This is a genomic window from Herbaspirillum sp. AP02, from assembly GCF_015767275.1.
Taxonomy (GTDB): Bacteria; Pseudomonadota; Gammaproteobacteria; order Burkholderiales; family Burkholderiaceae_D; genus Herbaspirillum.
On record NZ_JADWMY010000004.1, the window covers coordinates 94789 to 111703 of the forward strand.

Genomic DNA, 16915 nt, shown 5'->3' on the forward strand with positions numbered 1-16915 from the left:
GTTGGTGAGCTTGGTTATTGGTAAGGCTGGTTGTGGGTGAGGCTGATTCACAGAGCGCGTTCGCTGGTGAAGTGGCGTTCACTGCCATCGAGCGGATCGATGAAGAAAAGGGAACGGGCCAGCAGCTTCAGGGGACGATCCAGATCATCGGCCACGCCCACCGGCACCGCGTCCGGGTAGAACAGGTCATTGACGATGGGGATGCCCAGCGAGGCCATGTGTACCCGCAACTGATGGCGCCGGCCGGTGACCGGTTCCAGCCGGTACAGGCCCAGATCGCCACGCTGTTCGATCAGGGACATATGGGTTTCCGAATTGGGTGGCCCCTCGGCTTCATGCATCTTGAAGAACTGCTCCGGGATTTCCTCCACCCGGCTGCGATGCACGCGCGGCAGCTCCAGGTCGGGCCGCAAGGGGGCAAGGGCTTCATAGACCTTGAACATGGCGCGTTGCTGGAACATCGACTGGTACTTGCCCCGGCTGGCCGGCTGGTGCGAAAAGACGATCACGCCTGCGGTCTCGCGGTCCAGCCGGTGGATGGGGACCAGGTCCTGCAGACCGGTGGCTTGCTTGAGCCGGACCAGCAGCGTCTCCTGCACGAAGCGCCCGGTCGGGATCACCGGCAGGAAATGCGGCTTGTCGGCCACCAGCAGGTGCTCGTCCAGGTGCAGGATCTTTTCCTCGACCGCGATGCGTGGCTCGCCCTGCGGCAGTTCGCGGTAATAGAAAATGCAGTCGCCGCTACGATAAGCTGAATCAGGACGCAGGTCTTCGCCGTGCTGGTTGCGCACCTCGCCGCGCAACAGGCGCTCGCGCCAAATAGTGGCCGGCACGGCCGGAAAGCGTTCCGCCAGGAAGGACAGCATGTCGCGCCACGGCCCCGGCTGCAGCCACAGGTAGCTGGGCGAGAGGCCGTCGCGCATGGGCAGGGTCGGCGTCGGCCTCATGCGCCCTCCCCGCTGGGCGCGGCCTTCTTGCGGGCGGCGCGACGGCGCCAGGCGACGACGCTGGCATTGGCCTCCAGATGGGCCAGCAACCTGGCACGCTGGGCCTCGGTCAAGGGCAGGCTGGCGATCAGGGCTGGCCAGTGCGTCATGGCGCGGTCCACCGTCTCCACCAGCACCGCCTGCAACCTGGCTTCCGGCAGGCGCCACAGGTTGGCCAGCTGGCGCAGGATGGCGGGGGTGAGCAACTGCTTGCCCGTCTGCCCTGGCAGGAAGGCCAGTGCATGCCCATCGCCGCCGACATAGGCGGCATAGGCCACGATGTCATAGGCCGGCGACAGGGAGGCTGCCTGGGGCGTGTGGTACAGCAGGCTGAAGTTCTTCAGGTGGGCGTCGAAATTGCCCAGCAGTTCGTTGACCTTGATCCGCCGCAGCAATTCGTAGACATCCTCCACCCCGCGCGTGCTGCGCTCGGCCAGCACCACGCCGAGGGCGGCATAGGTCCCGACGTACTTGGCGCCCGGCGCGGTGCCGGTGATCTGGGCGAAATCCTCCATGTGCAGACGCCCGGTGGGAGTGGGCGCATCGCGGTCGAAGCGCTGTACCAGCAGGAAGCGGCTGGCATCGTTGCGCAGCCCGAACGGCAGATGATCGGCGATGGCCGACAAGGGCTCCAGGCTGAAGCTGCACGTATTCACGCCCGCGGCGGCGGCCAGCGTCAGGGACGAGAACTCCACCTGCGGCATGTTGGGATAGTCGGTGGCCGGCAGCTTGGCGATGAAATGGCTGCCGTGGCTGTCGCGCGAACGCATCACGTAGCGCCCGCCCGCCTCCTTCACCAGGGCCAGCTTGGGTTGCACGCCGGAGAGCGATTCCCCGCCCGGCACCGGCAACTGGCCCGAACTCATTTCGTAGCTGTCATGCCCCTGCCCCAGCAGCCGGCCCATTCCCCGCTCGTCCAGTTCTTCGGCCAGGGCCGAGACGTCGCCGGGCAAGTCCCGACCGCAATAGGCCAGCAGGCCGAATTCGTCGTCCGGCGCCAGGCCGGCGCGCTGGATCAGGTGCTTGCGCAACTGGCCTTCGGGCAAGAGGTTCTGAAAGAACGGCGGCAATCCGCCGCGTCCGTCCCCCCGATTCACGGCCAGGGTGGGGTCGAGCAACTGTGCCAGGGTACGTTCCTCGGTGGAGGCCAGGTAGAGCTGGGAGAGCACCGGCCGCTGCGGCCCTTGCAGGGCGTAGGCATCGTCGAAGCGGAAATAGCAGCGACCGTCATCCAGCGCGAACAGCGAGCCCACTTCGGTCTGGCCCAGGCGGATGCGCAGGGAGCGCAACATGCTCATGCCTCGCCTCCCCTGCCCATCAGTGCCTGCAGGCGCTGGCCCAGTTCGGTCTGGCTACCCGCCCCCTGGCTCTCGGCGGCCCGCTGGCTGGCCGCCTGCCGGGGCAAGAGCAACAGGTCCAGGTCCAGTTCGTCGCACAGGGCCAGCAACTTGACCAGCTCGATGTTGCCGCGCCCGGTTTCCAGCGCCAGCAAGGTGTTGCGATGCATGCCGGTGCGCGCCGCCAGTTCGATGGCCGTCAGCCCCTGCTCCTTGCGGGCGGTGCGGATGCGCTGGCCGATGTCTTGCAGGTTGGTCATCGTCTGATCCAATGAAATGGGCTTTTTTCCTGAAGTCCATTATATTGGTCATACCGCGATTTACAAGACCATTTAATTGGACTTTTTATTATTTGCCCAATTTATTATTATTTTTTGATGATATGAAGTTGCCTTCAGGGCTGACCACTCCAAACGGGCTCGGAGCGTGGAAGGCTTTGCGCCGCACATAGGTCAAGTGAAGCGTCGGGCGAGGAGGCCAAAAAAAAATCGCAGTCCGGAGACTGCGATTTTAAAAGTCTGTGCAAGCACTCAGGCGGTCGTGTTGACGTTGCGGCCAATATTGGGATTGGCCGGCAACTGCGGCAATGCCTGAAGCATACCGACAGCCGCAGCGGCCTGGCTATCCAGCGCCTTCTTCAGGACCAGCATGTTGACTGAGTCCGAAGTCTGCGCCGAGGCCAGGCTGGTGGCGACCGATGCGATTTGGTTGATATCCATGGATCTCTCCTTTTGGGGGAAACCGAACCAGAAGATGCCCAGCCCGGTGCTTCAATTACGGCATTGAATCGCGTTTCTTTACGTCAATCAAGAAATTTTTCCCGGTATTGTCCTCTCTGCCACGCAAAAAAATCGCACCCCGAGGGGTGCGATCAAGTGATGCCATTCACTGAGCGCCATCCTGCGCGCCCTGTCTGCCTAGACGATGGTGTTGATGATGCGGCCAATATTGATATTGGCCGGCAGGCGCGCCACGGTCGTGGCCGCGCCGATCACATCATCCACCGCCGTCTTGGCGACCTTGCCCAGATCAATGCCGACGGACTTCGCCGCCTTGTCGGCCAGCCAGGCCGTTGCCGCGCCGCTGGCGAGCGTTGCTAGCTCCATATGAAACTCCTTGTGTGAACTGCAACGGGGCCATGACGCTGCCTGCCCGTCCGTGTTTCCGGATTCCCCCCTACACGGTGGTACTGGCTTTACGTCATGGTTGAATGTGTTAGCGGCAGCCAAGTGGCGCGCCTTGACGGTGATTACCTCTTCCTTACCCGCTTTTGCACTTGTAAACCCTGCCGGGCTCAGTTGGCCGGGGTCACTGCCGGAGGTGGCGTGAGCCCCACAGGGGCCAGTTGTTCGTAGACCGAACTGGCGATGCGCGAGAGTTCCGGGCGGGCAAGGCTGCCGGAGAGGGCGTAACCGAACTGGCCGTCGATCCAGTAGAAGACGTTGACGCGGCCTTCCTGGGCGAAACGAAAGCCGGTTTCGCGGTTCTGCACCTGATCATGCGAGACATACAGGGTGAGCCGCTGGCCGGCTGCATCCTGGTACATGAATTGCGCCACCGGCCCACTCTGGCCGGGTAGCAGGCGACCGCCGATCAGGTCATAACCCAGCGGAGCCAGCTTGGGGGCACGTACATTGGCGCCCAGCCGACGCGACAGCCAGGTCACCAGGGCCTGCTCCTGGTCAGCGCCGACTTCCACCGGGCGCCGCAGGTCGGCGCTGAAGACGGTGTGGGCCACCGCCGCCTGGCGTGCCAGCATCACCGGGGCCGAGGCCACCTGGGTGCGCAGGTTGCTGCCGGCGGCGAAGTCTCGCAGGTACCAGCCACCCAGACCACCTGCCAGGGTCAACAGGAGCATGGCGGCGTAGCGCCACCAGAGCGGGCTATCGGCAGCACTGGCGACGGCACCCTCATCGCGGCGGCGATATTCCTCGCCGCCCCCTGCCAGCACCGCAGCAGCCAGGCGGGGAGGCAGCGCTTCTTCCAGCACCGGATCGTAATGCGCGTGCAATGCGCGATTCTGGGCGCGCCAGGCGCGCACCTGCTGCAACTCTGCAGCGTGCGCCGGGTCCTGCTCCAGCCAGGCGGCGATTTCGCCGGCACGCGATGCCGGCAACTGGCCGTCGGCATAGGCATGCAGCTCTTCTTCGGAAATTGCCGGGGTCTTCATTTCACCACCTTCAAGGTCGAACCGGCGCTACCCAGGCCTCCCGGCCCGTCCATCGCGTTGCGCAGGCGCTCACGGGCGCGTGACAGGCGCGACATGACAGTACCGGTCGGTATGCCCAGGGTCACCGCGACATCCTCGTAACGCATTTCTTCCAGCACCACCAGCAACAGGACTTCACGCTGTTCGGCCGGCAGCGCCTGCAGGGCCACTTCCAGGTCCAGCGCCAGCCCCTGGTCGGTGGCCGGTGCGGGGGGCGCGATGGTCTCCGCTTGCTCCAATTCCAGTTCCACCGTATTGAGCACCGGCTTGCGGCGCTGATCGGCATGCAGGTTGTGCATGATGGCGAACAGCCAGGGGCGCATGTCGGTGCCGCGCTTCCAGCTATCGCGCTTTTGCCAGGCGCGTTCCAGCGTGTCCTGCACCAGATCGTCGGCGCCCTCGCGTTCGCCGGTCAAGGCACGGGCGTAACGACGCAGGCGCGGCAGGCAGGCGAGCATGGCTTGCTCGTCGGCCTGTCGTTCCCGCTGTTGCCGTTCCAGCCTGGCCTTGCGTCCGAACATGGAGGCGCTCCCGATGCCTGATGCCTCAGATCAGGGCTTGACCACGTGCCAGATGTCCTTGAAGTTGTCACCGCTGCGCTCGCCAGGCTTCTTGTCGGCTTCGTACAGGTACAGCGGCTTGCCCTGATAGGCCAGCTGGGCACTGCCATCATCGCGGGTCACGGTGGAATACGGGGCGGCGGGCATGCCCATGGGTGCCACCGGCGGCCACAGCTTGGCGCAAGGGCCATTGCAGACGCTCTTGCCGCTGTTGGCGGTGTCCTTGTCGAAGGTATAGACGGTCATGCCGTGGGCATCGACCAGGATGCCGTCCATGGTCTTGACGCCGGCGCTCTGGGCCGAGGCGGTCAGGGATGCCGAGGCGCAGGCCAGGGCCAGCAGGGAAGTTGCGAGCAGTCTCATGTCATTTCCTTTTCGTGGTCGGGTTGCGCGTTGTGCCATACCCATGCCGACGTATACGAGGCCGGCCCCTGCATTATTCCCGTCCCTGCAAAAATATTTTTACCTGAGCCGTGCCGCGCCGCACCATCAGCGGCTGACGGTCTCGCGTTGCATCGGTGCCAGCAGGGCCAGCAGCCGGTTCTGGGTGTGCGAGGGGATGCCGTTGGCGTCCATGGCCAGTTGCAGGTCCTCCACCAGGGCATTGAAGTCGGCATTGCTGAGCTTGAGGCCCTGGTGCACTTCCCGCATGGGGTCTCCAGTGTAGACGCAAGCACCGCCGCTCAACTGGCAGAACTGTTCCACCAGCTTCTGCTTGACGCGCTCAATATTGGACTCGGCAAACGTATGCTTGATGCGTCGATCGGCCAGCATGTTGGCCATGAAGTCATCCACCACCTTCTGCAGCACCGGCAAGCCACCCAGGGCACGGTAGAGGCTGTCGTCCGGCGGCGTCTGCGCCTGGGCCGCGCCCAGTGTGCCGGCCAGGGCCAGGGCGGCGGCGGCGCGCGCTATCTGCTGTCTCATCATGGCTGCTCCTCGCGCTCAGAATCCGGCCTGCAGCGACAGATAGACGCCGCGCTGCCGCTTGGGGTTGTAGACGGTGATGTCGCCCAGCGCCACGTAGGCCAAGGTCATCGACAGGTTCTTGCTGGGGAACCAGGCCAGGAAGGCGTCGTAGTAATCCTTCTCGTGGTCGGCCGCGAGGTTGCGCGGCTTCATGCGGTACTCCACGCCCAGCGCCAGCTTGCGGTTGATCAGGTAGGCCGCCGAGAACTCGCCCATGGGCTGGTAGCGATCGCGCTGGTCGCCGCCAAACCCAAGCAGGCCCATCTGGTTGGCCTTGGTCAGGCGCAGCGTACCGTTGAGCAGGAGACTCTGTTCCAGCAGGATCTTGGTGGCCGACAAGTAATAGTCGATGCCGGCATCGCTGGCCGCGCCGAGTTGCTTGACGCTGGTGACCGCCCCCAGGCCGCCGATGCCATTGTTATGCTTGAACATGACCCCGGCTGCGATCTGTGGCAGCCAGCGGTCCTGGTCGTAGACGGCGTCGCCTGCCAGCTTGATCTTGATGCCGACGATGTCCTGGCTGATCTTGAGGTCGGCCAGCGGCACCAGGCTGCCATAGAGCTCCTGCTTGTTCAGCGAGAGTTCGACACGGTCCAGGATGCCCACGGCCACGCCGTAGGACTTCAAGGTGTAATCCTGGGTCGACAGGTAGGTATAGTGGGCATTGGCACCATAGCTGTCGCGGGTGCCGTAACCGGTGATCAGGGCCCAGGGCGTCAAGCCACCGCCACCGGCGCCTTCCACCTGAATCACGCCGCCGGTGGCGGTGAGCTTGCCCAGGTCGGGCATCCAGCGGCGATCGTCGGACGCTGTGGGCGCAGTGGCCTCGCTGGTCGCCGCGGGCGTCGCTGCTGCGGCTGCGCTCGCGGCGCGCATGGCACGGGCCGCCTTCTGCTGCTGGGCCAGCGCCCAGGCGTCGCGTTCGGCATCGCTCATCTGCGCCAGCACAGGCGCCGAGAGCGTTGCCAGCAGCGCCAGAGCGCCGCCCTTGATGGTGTTCTTCATCCCACTCCCCCTGCCCCACTTATCTGGTCCGTCATTGATGCGGTCGGCCCCTGGCCGACGCTCATACCGCCATGTTCTCGGACTGGTCCAGTACCTCCGGCGCACGCCAATGCTGCCGCCATTCCAGGAAACGCTCGACCGGCATGGGCTTGCCCATGAAATAGCCTTGTCCCTGATCGCAGCCCATCTGCCGCAGCAGGAACCAGACCTCTTCGCTCTCCACGCCTTCGGCCACCACCCGCAGGCCCAGGTTATGGCCCAGGTCGATGGTGGAACGCACGATCTTGGCGTCGTCCTGATCCTGTGCCATCTTCATGACGAAGGACTTGTCGATCTTCAGCTCCCGCACCGGCAGCCGCTTCAGGTAGGCCAGCGAGGAATAACCAGTACCGAAGTCGTCGATGCTCAAGGCGAACCCCATGGCGGCCAGCCGGTCCAGCGTGTTCTGGGCGCGCGCCGGGTCGTCCATGATGGAACTCTCGGTGATCTCCAGGCAGAGCGCGGCGGGTGTCAGTCCGTGGCGCTGGACGATGGCGGCGAAGGCAGCCGGCAACTCCTGGTCCAGCAGGTCGCGGGTAGACAGGTTGACCGAGAATTTCAGGGCGATGCCATTGCGACGCAGTTCGGCCGACAGACCGGCGACCTTTTCCATCATCCAGATGGTCAGCATACGAATGAAACCGGTGGTCTCCGCGAAGGGGATGAAATTGTCCGGGCCGATGAAACCCTTGTCCGGATGCAGCCAGCGCACCAGCGCCTCGGCCCCGAACACTTCGCCGGAGGCCAGGTCCAGCTTGGGCTGTAGATAGAGCATGAATTCGTCGCGCTCCAGTGCGCGGCGCAGCTCGGAAAGGAGCGACAGGCTTTCCTGGCTGCTGCGGTCGATGGCGGGGTCGTAGACCACCACCCCGCTGCCCTTGCGCTTGGCGGTGTACATCGCCACCTCGACCCGGCTGAGCAGGACATCACTGCTGCGCCCATGGGCCGGATAGCCGGCGATGCCGATGCCGGCGCCCAGATCCACCGTCTGTTCCTGCAGCGACAAGGGTTGCTCCAGCGCCCGCAGGATATGGGACGCCTGCGCCAGCGCGCCTTCCAGGTTCACGCCGGGCAGCAGGATGGCAAATTCGTCGCCGCCCAGTCGCGCCACCTTGGCCCCCGGATACAACAACTGAGCCGTCAAGCGCGACGCCACCTGGCGCAGCAGGTCGTCGCCGAAGCGGTGACCCAGCACATCGTTGACCTGCTGGAAGCGGTCCAGATCCATCATCAGAATGTGGCAGGTACCGCCCACCGAGTCCCCGCTGTCGATGATGGCGTCCCGTAGCAGATCGGCGAACTGCACCCGGTTGGGCAGGCCGGTCAAGTGGTCCTGATAGGCCAGCCGGCTGATCTTCAGTTCACGTTTGGCGATCTCGCCACGCATGGTTTCGAAGGCTGCGCCCAGGCGGCCGATCTCGTCCTGGCGCCGGATGTACAGGCCCTCGCTGTAGTCGCCCGCCCCCAGGCGCTTGGCCACGCTGGCCAGCTCACGCAGAGGGCTGGTGATACGCCGCGCCATCACGGCGCTGGCCACTGCCGCACCCAGCACGCCCAATACCGTAATGCTCAGCAGGATCAGCTGCAACCGCTGATAGGGTGCCACCGCTTCGCTGACCGAACGCTGCAAGACCGCCACCGCCTGCTGGCCGTTGCTGGCCTGCGCCAGCGGCAGGATGCGGGCGCGATACTGGTTACCGTCGATCTGCAGGTCGGCCGGGCCGGCAGCGCGCACGTCGCCGACTTCGCGCAGCAGCATCTGCGCCTCGGGTTTGGCCAGGGTCGATACATCCGACACCCAGTCGGGGCGCCCGCGCTGGCGAACCAGGATGGACACCTGCAGCTGCGACAGGGCGCGCATGTCATTGACCAGATCGCGATCCACCGGGAAACCCATGACCACCCAGGCGATGGTCACCGGCGCCTTGATCGGTACGGCCACGATCTGGAACAGGTTCTCCCCCACCACCACACTCTCGGCGGCACCGTTGGCATTGTCCTTGTCGGCCTTGCGCACCAGTTCCAGGCTGCTGCGCTGGAGGTCGGTGTCGGGGTACTCCAAGGTCGAGGCGCGAATCGTGCCGTCGGTGGCGATCAGCATGCCCATGGAAGCGCCGATGCGCGCCCCATGGTTGGCCAGCACCGAGCCGATGGTGTCACGGTCGTCGGTGCCAATGGCCTGGCGGAAGCCGAAGTCGGACGCCAGCAGCCTTGCGCCCTGGGTCAGTTTCTGGGCGTTCTGGTCCAGCAGGCGCGTGAAGACGCGCTCACCGATCACCAGCTCGTCACTGATGGCGCTGCGCGCGTTGCGGTCGATGGCGGTACGGATCGCCACGAAGCCGGCCAGTTGCACCACCACGATGAGGATGATGAACAGCGCAACGATCTTGCTTTCCAGACGGTAGAGACGCACCCTTGCCCCGTTTCCCTTGCTTGCCCTGGACGGTGCCGCCCTACAGCGGTACTGCCTTGACGTTGAGTTTGATGGCGGCCTTGCCGTCGCCCTGGACCTCCAGGGCCTGCTGCACTGCGGCCTGGTTCGGGCCCATGGTGAAATACCAGGCCTTGAGCGTGTAGCGGCCATTGCCCAGGCCATCCAGCCGGACCGTGCCGCTGCGATCGGTCACGCCGAAATAGGGCGTATTGACCACCTGCACATAGGCCACCATCTCGTCATGGATATTGCAGCCCAGGACCACGGTTCCGGCCTTGTCGAAGACCACCGGGCTGCCGGGTACGCCGGAATAAAGCTTCAGTTCGAAGGTCTTGGCCGGGGAGAACGAATAGACGTGGTGCCGGATATTGTCGTGGTTTGGGAACAGGATGGGCGTGCCGGTCTGTACCACCGTCACCAGCGGGATGAAGGTCTTGTTCTTCTGCTCGATCTCGACCTGTCGCGGCGGCTTGGCGGGTGCGGCGGCACCGCCCGCCGGTTCGGCGTAGACCACGGCATTGGGAACCACCTGACCGGCGCTATCGAGGACCTGCACCGAGACCGCGGCCTGCGCCGCGCAGGCGCCAGCAGCGGCCCAGATACATGCCATGACCTTGACGAGCAGCCCTGCCCTGCGGCGCATGTTCTTGTTGTGCATATCGCTTGATGGAAAATGGGTAACGGCGGGAAGCACCCGGCGCACCACCTCCATGGCGCATCCGGCAAGCTTTTCCCTTCACCCTGCACTATACGGAAGCCCTTCGCGCTGCATATAGGGGAGTTTCTGAATTACCCCGGAGCAACCCCACCCTCCTTTACGGCAGCCCTGCCGGTGAACAGTCCCCTCATGGACCTTCACCAAACTTCTCGATTATGCCTGCGAATCTTCTCTTGGAGCAGTCAGATAGCCGATCACTGCCGGCAGAATTTCCGGACGCACGCTCCCTGCGGAGAGTCCACCCGGCCCCGTCAGGACCACGGCATTGATCAGCGCCTTCAACATGCGCTGCAGGACGAAGGTGGCCACATCCAGGTCGGGTGTGGTGATGCTGCTGCGGTGCTTTTCCAGCACGCGGCGGATGGCCTCGAAGAAGCGCTGGCGGATCTCGCTGGACACCGGCAGGTTGTAGGCCGGGAATTCCTCTTCCAGGATGCGGTTCAGTTCCGGTTCCAGCAGATGGGCCGCCACCAGGGCGCCGATCAGCTTGTCGAAGTCTTCGCGCAAGGAACCGGCGGCATCGATATGGGCCACCACATCCTCGAACAGCCCCAGCATGCGCGAGACGTGGCGCTCACGCAGGGCAAAGATCAGGGCGTCCTTGTTGGGAAAATACTGGTACAGCGAGCCCACGCTGATACCGGCCGATTCGGCCACGAGATTGGTGTTGGTCTTGGCATAGCCGCGCTCGACGAGCACGCGTGACATGGCATCAAGGATGGTATCGACCATCGCCCGCGAACGCGCCTGGCGTGGTTCTTTTCTGGGTTGCAGTTTCATTGGCAGCTTTGGTAAGGAATTCGCCCGCCCCCGACGCGAATTCACAACATGAGTGATTGTTCGTATATCCAAGTATAATACGGAAAATGAGTTTTTACTCGCCCCGCCCCCGGATGGTACTCGTAAATCCAGGTGAGCGCTTGGCGTCGGGTCGAACCGGCGCCGCCAGCTTCCCATGCGTGTGGCCTGCTGCGCAGGCGTCAGCGGGTCGCAAAACTCACAAAAGAACTCGTATCGCCAAATACCTCTTCGTGGAGAATTCTATGAAACGCATCACGTCGCCCGGCCTCCGGCCACGGGCGATCGCCACCCATGTCGTGGCGACCGCCCTGCTCGGCGCACTTGGTTTGTCAGGTTGTGCCAGCTTCGAGGGCATCGGCAGTGACAAGCAGCTCGCCCAGGCCCGCGATTTCGCGACCCAGCGCAGTCTCTCGGACCCCAATCCCGGCGCGGCCGACGGCCAGTGGCCGGGCACTGATTGGGTAAGCCAGTTCGGCGACGCCCAGTTGACCGCCCTGATCGAGGAAGCCCTGGCCGCCAGCCCCAGCCTGCAGCAGGCGCGTGCCCGCATCGGTGCTGCCACCGCCCTGGCCGAATCGCGCGGTGCGCCGCTGCTGCCCAACGTGGATGCGCAGGCATCGTTCACGCGCAACCAGTTCTCCAGCACCTCGATCTACCCGGCGCCGTATGGCGGCAACTGGTACAACGAAAAGAAGGCCGGCCTCAACGTCGGCTATGAGCTCGACCTGTGGAACAAGAACCAGGCCGCCCTGGAACAGGCCATCTCCAGCGAGAAAGCTGCCCAGGCCAGTGAGCAGGAAGCACGCCTGGCCCTGACCGCCTCCATCGTCTCGGTCTACAGCCAGCTGGCGGCGCAGTATGCGCTGCACGATATCCTGCAGCGCACGGTCGATCAGCGTACCTCCCTGGAAAAGATCACCGCCGAGCGCGTGCGCACCGGCCTGGATAGCCAGATCGAGCGCAACCAGTCGCGCAGCAGCAGCGCCGAGGCACGTGCCCAGCTGGAGCAGAGCGAAGGCCAGATCATCCTGCTGCGCCAGCAACTGGGCGCCTTGAGCGGCAAGGGGCCGGATCGCGGCCTGCAACTGGCACCGCCCTCCCTGCAGCACCTGGCCACGCCCGGCCTGCCGGCGGACCTGCCGCTGAACCTCATGGGTCGCCGTCCCGACATCGTGGCCGCACGCTGGCAGGTGGAAGCCGCCAGCCAGGGCATCACCGTGGCCAAGGCGCGCTTCTACCCGGACATCAACCTCTCGGCCATGATCGGCTTTGACAGCCTGATCGACAGCAATCCCTTCACCGCTGCCAGCAAGAGCATCGCCTTCGGACCGGCGATCACCCTGCCGATCTTCGAGGGCGGCGCGCTACGGGCCGGACTCAAGGGCGAGTACGCCAACTACGAGCTGGCCGTGGCGACCTACAACAAGGCGCTCAACGATGCCTATGCCGACGTGGCACGCCAGATCGCGGCGATCCACTCGACCGAGCGCCAGCTACCGATTCGCGACGAAGCCTTGCAAGCGGCCGAACGCGCCTACCAGCTGGCACGCGAGCGTTATCGCCTGGGCCTGGTGTCGCAACTGACGCTGCTGTCGGCCGAGACCGCCGTACTGAGTCAACGCCAGTCCATGGTGGCGCTGCAGGCGCAGCGCCGCGAACAGCAGGTGGCGCTGTACAAGGCGCTGGGTGGCGGTTTCGAGGCCCAGCAAGCCGGGCTGGCCTATGGTCAGCCGCTGCCGCAGCAACAACAGCGGCAACAGCGCTGAAGCTGGCCCGACACAGGTCTGCATGACATCCCGACATTGAATCCAGCCTGGTGGCCGGTCTCTCCACTGATCCGCCGACCACCAGGACGGCGCGCCGTAACAGCGACGCGCCGATTGACCGCCTACAAAAAGATAGAACGGAGTCCTCCATGAGTGACAGCACCACCCCAAACAATGCGCCAGCCAACGGCAATGCAAATGGAAACGGCAATGGCAATGGCAAGCGCAAACGCCAGTTGATCCTGCTGACCCTGCTGCTGCTGGTGATCGCCGCAGCCTGCTTCCTGTACTGGTTCCTGCACGCACGCTTCTTCGAAGAAACCGACGACGCCTATGTTGGCGGCAATGTGGTACAGATTTCCGCCCAGGTGGGCGGCACCGTAGTGGCCGTCAAGGCTGACGATACCCAGATCGTCAAGGCCGGCCAGCCGCTGGTGGCGCTGGACGCCGCCGACACCAGGCTGGCCCTGGACCAGGCGCAGGCCGCACTGGCCCAGGCAGTGCGCCAGACGCGCCAGCTGTTCCTGAACAACGACACCCTGGCCGCCAACGTCGCCGCCGCCGACGCCAACCTGGCCCGGGCACGCGAAGACCTGCAACGCCGCCAGGCCGGCCTGTCCTCGGGCGCGGTCTCGCAGGAAGACGTCTCGCACGCCCGCGATGCGCTCAAGAGTGCCAGTGCCGCCCTGGACCAGGCACGTGCCGCCGCCGCCGCCAACCGCGCCCTGACCGATCACACCAGCGTCACCGAGCACCCCAATGTGCTGCAGGCCGCCACTGCCGTGCGCAATGCCTATCTGAACTACGCCCGCGTCAATATCGTGGCGCCGGTCTCGGGCTTCGTCTCCAAGCGGTCGGTGCAGGTCGGCCAGCGCATCGCCGCCGGCAATCCGCTGATGGCCATCGTGCCGCTGGAGCAGATCTGGATCGATGCCAACTTCAAGGAAGGCCAGCTGCAACACATCCGCATCGGCCAGCCGGTGGAAGTGATTGCCGACGTCTATGGCTCCAGCGTCAAGTACAAGGGCACCGTGATCGGCTTCTCGGCCGGCACCGGCGGCGCCTTCTCGCTGCTGCCGGCGCAGAATGCCACCGGCAACTGGATCAAGGTGGTGCAGCGCGTGCCGGTGCGCATCGCGCTGGACCCGGAACAGGTGCGCGCCCACCCGCTGCGCATCGGCCTGTCCACCACGGCCACCGTCGACATCCACGGCGACGGTCGGGCATTGGAAGCGGTGCCGACCAATTACCAGACCAACGTCTATGACGACCTGGGCAAGCAGGCCGACGCCATCGTCGAACGCATCATCAGCGACAACGCCAGCGGCCTGCCGCAAGCCCGCAAGAGCAAGGCTGCGGCCACGCCGGCTGCCGTCCCGCATACCTGAGACCATGCCGCTGCAATCACTGGACAATGACGGAGCCCCATGGCCAACAGCCCTACTCCCCCCAAGCCTTATACGCCACCGCCGCCGCTGACCGGCGCCAACCTGGTACTGGGCACCCTGTCGGTGTCGCTGGCGGTGTTCATGAACGTGCTGGACTCGTCCATCGCCAACGTCGCCATCCCCACCATCTCGGGCAACCTGGGGGTGTCGATCGATGAAGGTACCTGGGTCATCACCTCGTTCGCGGCCGCCAACGCCATCTCGATCCCCTTGACCGGCTGGCTCACCCAGCGCCTGGGTGCGGTGCGCCTGTTCGTCACCTCGGTGCTGCTGTTCGTCATGGCCTCGTGGCTGTGCGGGCTGGCGCCGACGCTACCCATCCTGCTGGCCGCACGCGTGCTGCAGGGCCTGGTCGCCGGCCCCATGGTGCCGCTGTCGCAATCGCTGCTGCTGGGGGCCTACCCCAAATCGAAATCCTCATTCGCCCTGGCGCTATGGGGCATGACCGCCGTGGTGGCGCCGGTGGCAGGCCCGGCGCTGGGCGGCTGGATCACCGACAGCTACACCTGGCCGTGGATTTTCTACATCAACATCCCGGTGGGCCTGATCGCCGCCGGCATCACGCTGGCCATCTACCGCTCGCGCGAAACGCCCATCCACAGGCTGCCCATCGACAAGATCGGGCTGGCATTGCTGGTGACCTGGGTGGCGGCCTTCCAGATCATGCTCGACAAGGGCAAGGACCTGGACTGGTTCGCCTCGCCCACCATCATCACGCTGGGCATCATCGCGCTGGTGGCCTTTGCCTACTTCGTGGTGTGGGAACTCAACAATGACCACCCGGTGGTGGACCTGCGCCTGTTCGGCCGGCGCAATTTCGCCGGCGGCACCATCGCCATTTCCATCGGCTATGGCGTGTTCTTCGGCAACCTGGTGATCCTGCCGCAGTGGCTGCAGCAATACCTCGGTTACCGCTCCATCGACTCGGGCCTGTCGACTGCGCCGATCGGGATTTTCGCGGTGATCCTGATGCCGCTGATCGGACGCTTCCTGCCGCTGGTGGATGCGCGCAAGGTGGCGACGGTGTCCTTCATCGGCTTTGCCATCGTGTTCTGGCTGCGCTCGCGCTACAACCTGCAGGTGGACCAGATGACGGTGATCCTGCCCACGCTGCTGCAGGGCATCCCGACGGCCATGTTCTTCGTGCCGCTGACGGTGTTGCTGCTGTCGGGCCTGCCGCCCGAACGCATTCCGGCGGCGGCTGGGCTGTCGTCCTTCGTACGGGTGTTCTGTGGCGCGGTCGGCACCTCGATCTCCACCACCGCCTGGAACAACCGCACCATCATGCACCACGCGCAGCTGACCGAGCATGCCACGCCCTATAGTCCCTGGCTGCAGGAAACGCTCAACAACATCAGCAGCACCCTGGGCCTGAATGCCGAGCAGAGCGCCGCCATGCTGGAGCGGACCATCACCTTCCAGGCCGCCATGCTGGGCATCAACGACATCTTCTTTGTGTCGGCAGTGATTTTCCTGGTGATCATCCCGCTGATCTGGATCATCAAGCCCTCCAAGGGCGGTGCCGGCGCGGCCGAAGCCTCGGCGGCGCACTAGGGCCTAGGGCCTGTTCACACTCAATCTGCGAGATTGAGTGTGAACAGGCCCTAATCTGGCCCGGCTAACGCAGCCGGGCCAGCCCATGCTGCAGGCGGATGATGTCGATCAGCTTGCGCAAGGCCGGATGGGCGTGGCGCCGGCTGCTGTAGTACATGTGAAACGGCTCGCTGGGTGCCGCCCATTCGGGCAGTAGCACCTCCAGCGCGCCCTCTTCGATTTCCCTCCTGATCCTGGCCTCCAGCAGGTAGGCAATACCGACACCGGCCCGGGCGGCGGCGATGGTGGCCGCCGTGTTGTTGATCGTCACCAGACCCGGCACGCGGATGCGCTGCTGGTGCTTGCCACGGCCGAACTCCCACTTGTAGCTGGAATTGTCGCCCAGCAGCAGTTGCAGGCAATTATGCTGCGCCAGGTCCTCCAGCGTCAGCGGACGACCGCAGCGCTGCAGATAGTCGGGCGAGGCGGCCGCCACCCAGCGCTGGGCGCGCGTCAGAGGCGCTGTCACCATGCCTTCCGGCACGTAGTGTCCATAGCGGATGCCGGCGTCATAGCCTTCGCTGACGATGTCGATGGGCCGATCATCGACCACCACGGTCAGCTTGACCTGGGGACACTGCCGGACAAACTCGGGAATGGCCGGCTCGATCAGCAGATGCGCGGCATCGGCAAAGACATTGATGCGCAACTCTCCCAGGCTGCCCGCCGCCGCGCTTTCCAGCACCCCCAGCGCGGCACCGATCTTCTCGAAACCCTCCTCCAGGCGCAGCGCCAGTTCGCTGCCGGCCGCCGTCGGCGAGACCGCCCGGCTGGAGCGGTACAGCAGGCGGGTGGACAGCCGCTCCTCCAGCCGCTTCATGGCATGGCTGGTGGCCGAGGGGGTCAGGCCCAGCTGGATGGCAGCCGCCTTGAAGCTACCGGTACGCAATATCGTGACAAACACCCGCAAATCCGAAAAATCCACATGATCCAGCAAGGACATGAATGAACTCCATTCACTTCATGAATTAATGAAGTGCATGTTAAACCATCTGCCCGCTGCCATGACGCAGGGTATAAATACGGTTTGACCGCCCGCAGGCGCCCCCA

Annotated in this window: 17 protein-coding genes; 3 read left to right on the top strand and 14 right to left on the bottom strand. The window is 64.8% G+C overall.

The window, feature by feature from the left end; genetic code table 11:
• Positions 1-47: 47 nt before the first annotated feature.
• The 13 genes from I5R65_RS10690 to I5R65_RS10750 form a co-directional block, all read right to left on the bottom strand.
• Positions 48-947: a pseudouridine synthase gene (locus I5R65_RS10690; RefSeq protein WP_180669232.1), complete on the bottom strand. Its 900-nt coding sequence runs from the start codon at positions 945-947 to the stop codon at positions 48-50.
• Positions 944-2284: a type II toxin-antitoxin system HipA family toxin gene (locus I5R65_RS10695; protein WP_180669230.1), complete on the bottom strand. Its 1341-nt coding sequence runs from the start codon at positions 2282-2284 to the stop codon at positions 944-946. The genes I5R65_RS10690 and I5R65_RS10695 overlap by 4 nt, the downstream gene beginning before the upstream one ends.
• Complete coding sequence (locus I5R65_RS10700; protein WP_077236793.1) at positions 2281-2583, bottom strand: helix-turn-helix domain-containing protein; 303 nt, start codon at positions 2581-2583, stop codon at positions 2281-2283. The genes I5R65_RS10695 and I5R65_RS10700 overlap by 4 nt, the downstream gene beginning before the upstream one ends.
• Before the next feature lie 270 nt (positions 2584-2853).
• Positions 2854-3042: a YjfB family protein gene (locus I5R65_RS10705; protein ID WP_006463972.1), complete on the bottom strand. Its 189-nt coding sequence runs from the start codon at positions 3040-3042 to the stop codon at positions 2854-2856.
• Positions 3043-3240: 198 nt separating this feature from the next.
• Complete coding sequence (locus tag I5R65_RS10710) at positions 3241-3429, bottom strand: hypothetical protein (protein ID WP_180669172.1); 189 nt, start codon at positions 3427-3429, stop codon at positions 3241-3243.
• A 188-nt stretch (positions 3430-3617) separates the two neighbouring features.
• Positions 3618-4493 (bottom strand): anti-sigma factor, encoded by an 876-nt coding sequence (locus tag I5R65_RS10715; protein WP_180669168.1) that lies wholly within the window; start codon positions 4491-4493, stop codon positions 3618-3620.
• On the bottom strand, positions 4490-5053 hold the full coding sequence (locus I5R65_RS10720; protein ID WP_180669147.1) for an RNA polymerase sigma factor: 564 nt from the start codon (positions 5051-5053) through the stop codon (positions 4490-4492). The genes I5R65_RS10715 and I5R65_RS10720 overlap by 4 nt, the downstream gene beginning before the upstream one ends.
• A gap of 30 nt (positions 5054-5083) precedes the next feature.
• The gene (locus I5R65_RS10725) at positions 5084-5455 is read right to left on the bottom strand and encodes a hypothetical protein (protein ID WP_180669146.1); all 372 of its coding nucleotides are present in this window, start codon (positions 5453-5455) and stop codon (positions 5084-5086) included.
• A gap of 126 nt (positions 5456-5581) precedes the next feature.
• Positions 5582-6019: a group 1 truncated hemoglobin gene (locus I5R65_RS10730; RefSeq protein ID WP_370460966.1), complete on the bottom strand. Its 438-nt coding sequence runs from the start codon at positions 6017-6019 to the stop codon at positions 5582-5584.
• A gap of 18 nt (positions 6020-6037) precedes the next feature.
• A complete protein-coding gene (locus I5R65_RS10735) occupies positions 6038-7066 on the bottom strand; it encodes a DUF3034 family protein (RefSeq protein WP_180669134.1) in 1029 nt (342 codons plus the stop codon).
• Positions 7067-7127: 61 nt separating this feature from the next.
• A complete protein-coding gene (locus I5R65_RS10740; RefSeq protein WP_180669133.1) occupies positions 7128-9518 on the bottom strand; it encodes an EAL domain-containing protein in 2391 nt (796 codons plus the stop codon).
• Between the two features lie 40 nt (positions 9519-9558).
• Positions 9559-10197: a methylamine utilization protein gene (locus tag I5R65_RS10745; RefSeq protein WP_231395147.1), complete on the bottom strand. Its 639-nt coding sequence runs from the start codon at positions 10195-10197 to the stop codon at positions 9559-9561.
• Between the two features lie 213 nt (positions 10198-10410).
• Positions 10411-11037 carry a TetR/AcrR family transcriptional regulator gene (locus tag I5R65_RS10750; protein ID WP_039875728.1) on the bottom strand — a complete coding sequence of 209 codons (627 nt, stop codon included), beginning with the start codon at positions 11035-11037 and terminating at the stop codon, positions 10411-10413.
• A gap of 263 nt (positions 11038-11300) precedes the next feature.
• On the opposite strand from I5R65_RS10750, the gene I5R65_RS10755 reads away from it, so the two are divergent.
• The 3 genes from I5R65_RS10755 (at position 11301) to I5R65_RS10765 (ending at position 15826) form a co-directional block, all read left to right on the top strand.
• Entirely contained in the window at positions 11301-12824 is a 1524-nt protein-coding gene (locus tag I5R65_RS10755) for an efflux transporter outer membrane subunit (RefSeq protein ID WP_180669132.1), read from the top strand.
• A 149-nt stretch (positions 12825-12973) separates the two neighbouring features.
• Positions 12974-14212, top strand: coding sequence for an HlyD family efflux transporter periplasmic adaptor subunit (locus I5R65_RS10760; protein ID WP_180669131.1), 1239 nt, complete (start codon positions 12974-12976; stop codon positions 14210-14212).
• A 39-nt stretch (positions 14213-14251) separates the two neighbouring features.
• On the top strand, positions 14252-15826 hold the full coding sequence (locus tag I5R65_RS10765; RefSeq protein WP_180669130.1) for a DHA2 family efflux MFS transporter permease subunit: 1575 nt from the start codon (positions 14252-14254) through the stop codon (positions 15824-15826).
• Between the two features lie 64 nt (positions 15827-15890).
• Here the strand turns inward: I5R65_RS10765 and I5R65_RS10770 are convergent, their stop codons facing one another.
• Positions 15891-16808, bottom strand: a complete 918-nt coding sequence (locus I5R65_RS10770) for a LysR family transcriptional regulator (RefSeq protein WP_180669121.1) — start codon at positions 16806-16808, stop codon at positions 15891-15893.
• Positions 16809-16915 lie beyond the last annotated feature (107 nt).

What these genes read in the sequence shown, in the direction of transcription:
- I5R65_RS10760 (WP_180669131.1), top strand. Translation starts at nt 12,974, where the DNA reads ATGAGTGACAGCACCACCCCAAACAATGCGCCAGCCAACGGCAATGCA.
- I5R65_RS10700 (WP_077236793.1), bottom strand. Translation starts at nt 2,583, where the DNA reads ATGACCAACCTGCAAGACATCGGCCAGCGCATCCGCACCGCCCGCAAG.
- I5R65_RS10725 (WP_180669146.1), bottom strand. Translation starts at nt 5,455, where the DNA reads ATGAGACTGCTCGCAACTTCCCTGCTGGCCCTGGCCTGCGCCTCGGCA.
- I5R65_RS10715 (WP_180669168.1), bottom strand. Translation starts at nt 4,493, where the DNA reads ATGAAGACCCCGGCAATTTCCGAAGAAGAGCTGCATGCCTATGCCGAC.
- I5R65_RS10755 (WP_180669132.1), top strand. Translation starts at nt 11,301, where the DNA reads ATGAAACGCATCACGTCGCCCGGCCTCCGGCCACGGGCGATCGCCACC.
- I5R65_RS10690 (WP_180669232.1), bottom strand. Translation starts at nt 947, where the DNA reads ATGAGGCCGACGCCGACCCTGCCCATGCGCGACGGCCTCTCGCCCAGC.
- I5R65_RS10720 (WP_180669147.1), bottom strand. Translation starts at nt 5,053, where the DNA reads ATGTTCGGACGCAAGGCCAGGCTGGAACGGCAACAGCGGGAACGACAG.
- I5R65_RS10765 (WP_180669130.1), top strand. Translation starts at nt 14,252, where the DNA reads ATGGCCAACAGCCCTACTCCCCCCAAGCCTTATACGCCACCGCCGCCG.
- I5R65_RS10710 (WP_180669172.1), bottom strand. Translation starts at nt 3,429, where the DNA reads ATGGAGCTAGCAACGCTCGCCAGCGGCGCGGCAACGGCCTGGCTGGCC.
- I5R65_RS10735 (WP_180669134.1), bottom strand. Translation starts at nt 7,066, where the DNA reads ATGAAGAACACCATCAAGGGCGGCGCTCTGGCGCTGCTGGCAACGCTC.
- I5R65_RS10730 (WP_370460966.1), bottom strand. Translation starts at nt 6,019, where the DNA reads ATGAGACAGCAGATAGCGCGCGCCGCCGCCGCCCTGGCCCTGGCCGGC.
- I5R65_RS10750 (WP_039875728.1), bottom strand. Translation starts at nt 11,037, where the DNA reads ATGAAACTGCAACCCAGAAAAGAACCACGCCAGGCGCGTTCGCGGGCG.
- I5R65_RS10770 (WP_180669121.1), bottom strand. Translation starts at nt 16,808, where the DNA reads ATGTCCTTGCTGGATCATGTGGATTTTTCGGATTTGCGGGTGTTTGTC.
- I5R65_RS10745 (WP_231395147.1), bottom strand. Translation starts at nt 10,197, where the DNA reads ATGCACAACAAGAACATGCGCCGCAGGGCAGGGCTGCTCGTCAAGGTC.
- I5R65_RS10705 (WP_006463972.1), bottom strand. Translation starts at nt 3,042, where the DNA reads ATGGATATCAACCAAATCGCATCGGTCGCCACCAGCCTGGCCTCGGCG.
- I5R65_RS10695 (WP_180669230.1), bottom strand. Translation starts at nt 2,284, where the DNA reads ATGAGCATGTTGCGCTCCCTGCGCATCCGCCTGGGCCAGACCGAAGTG.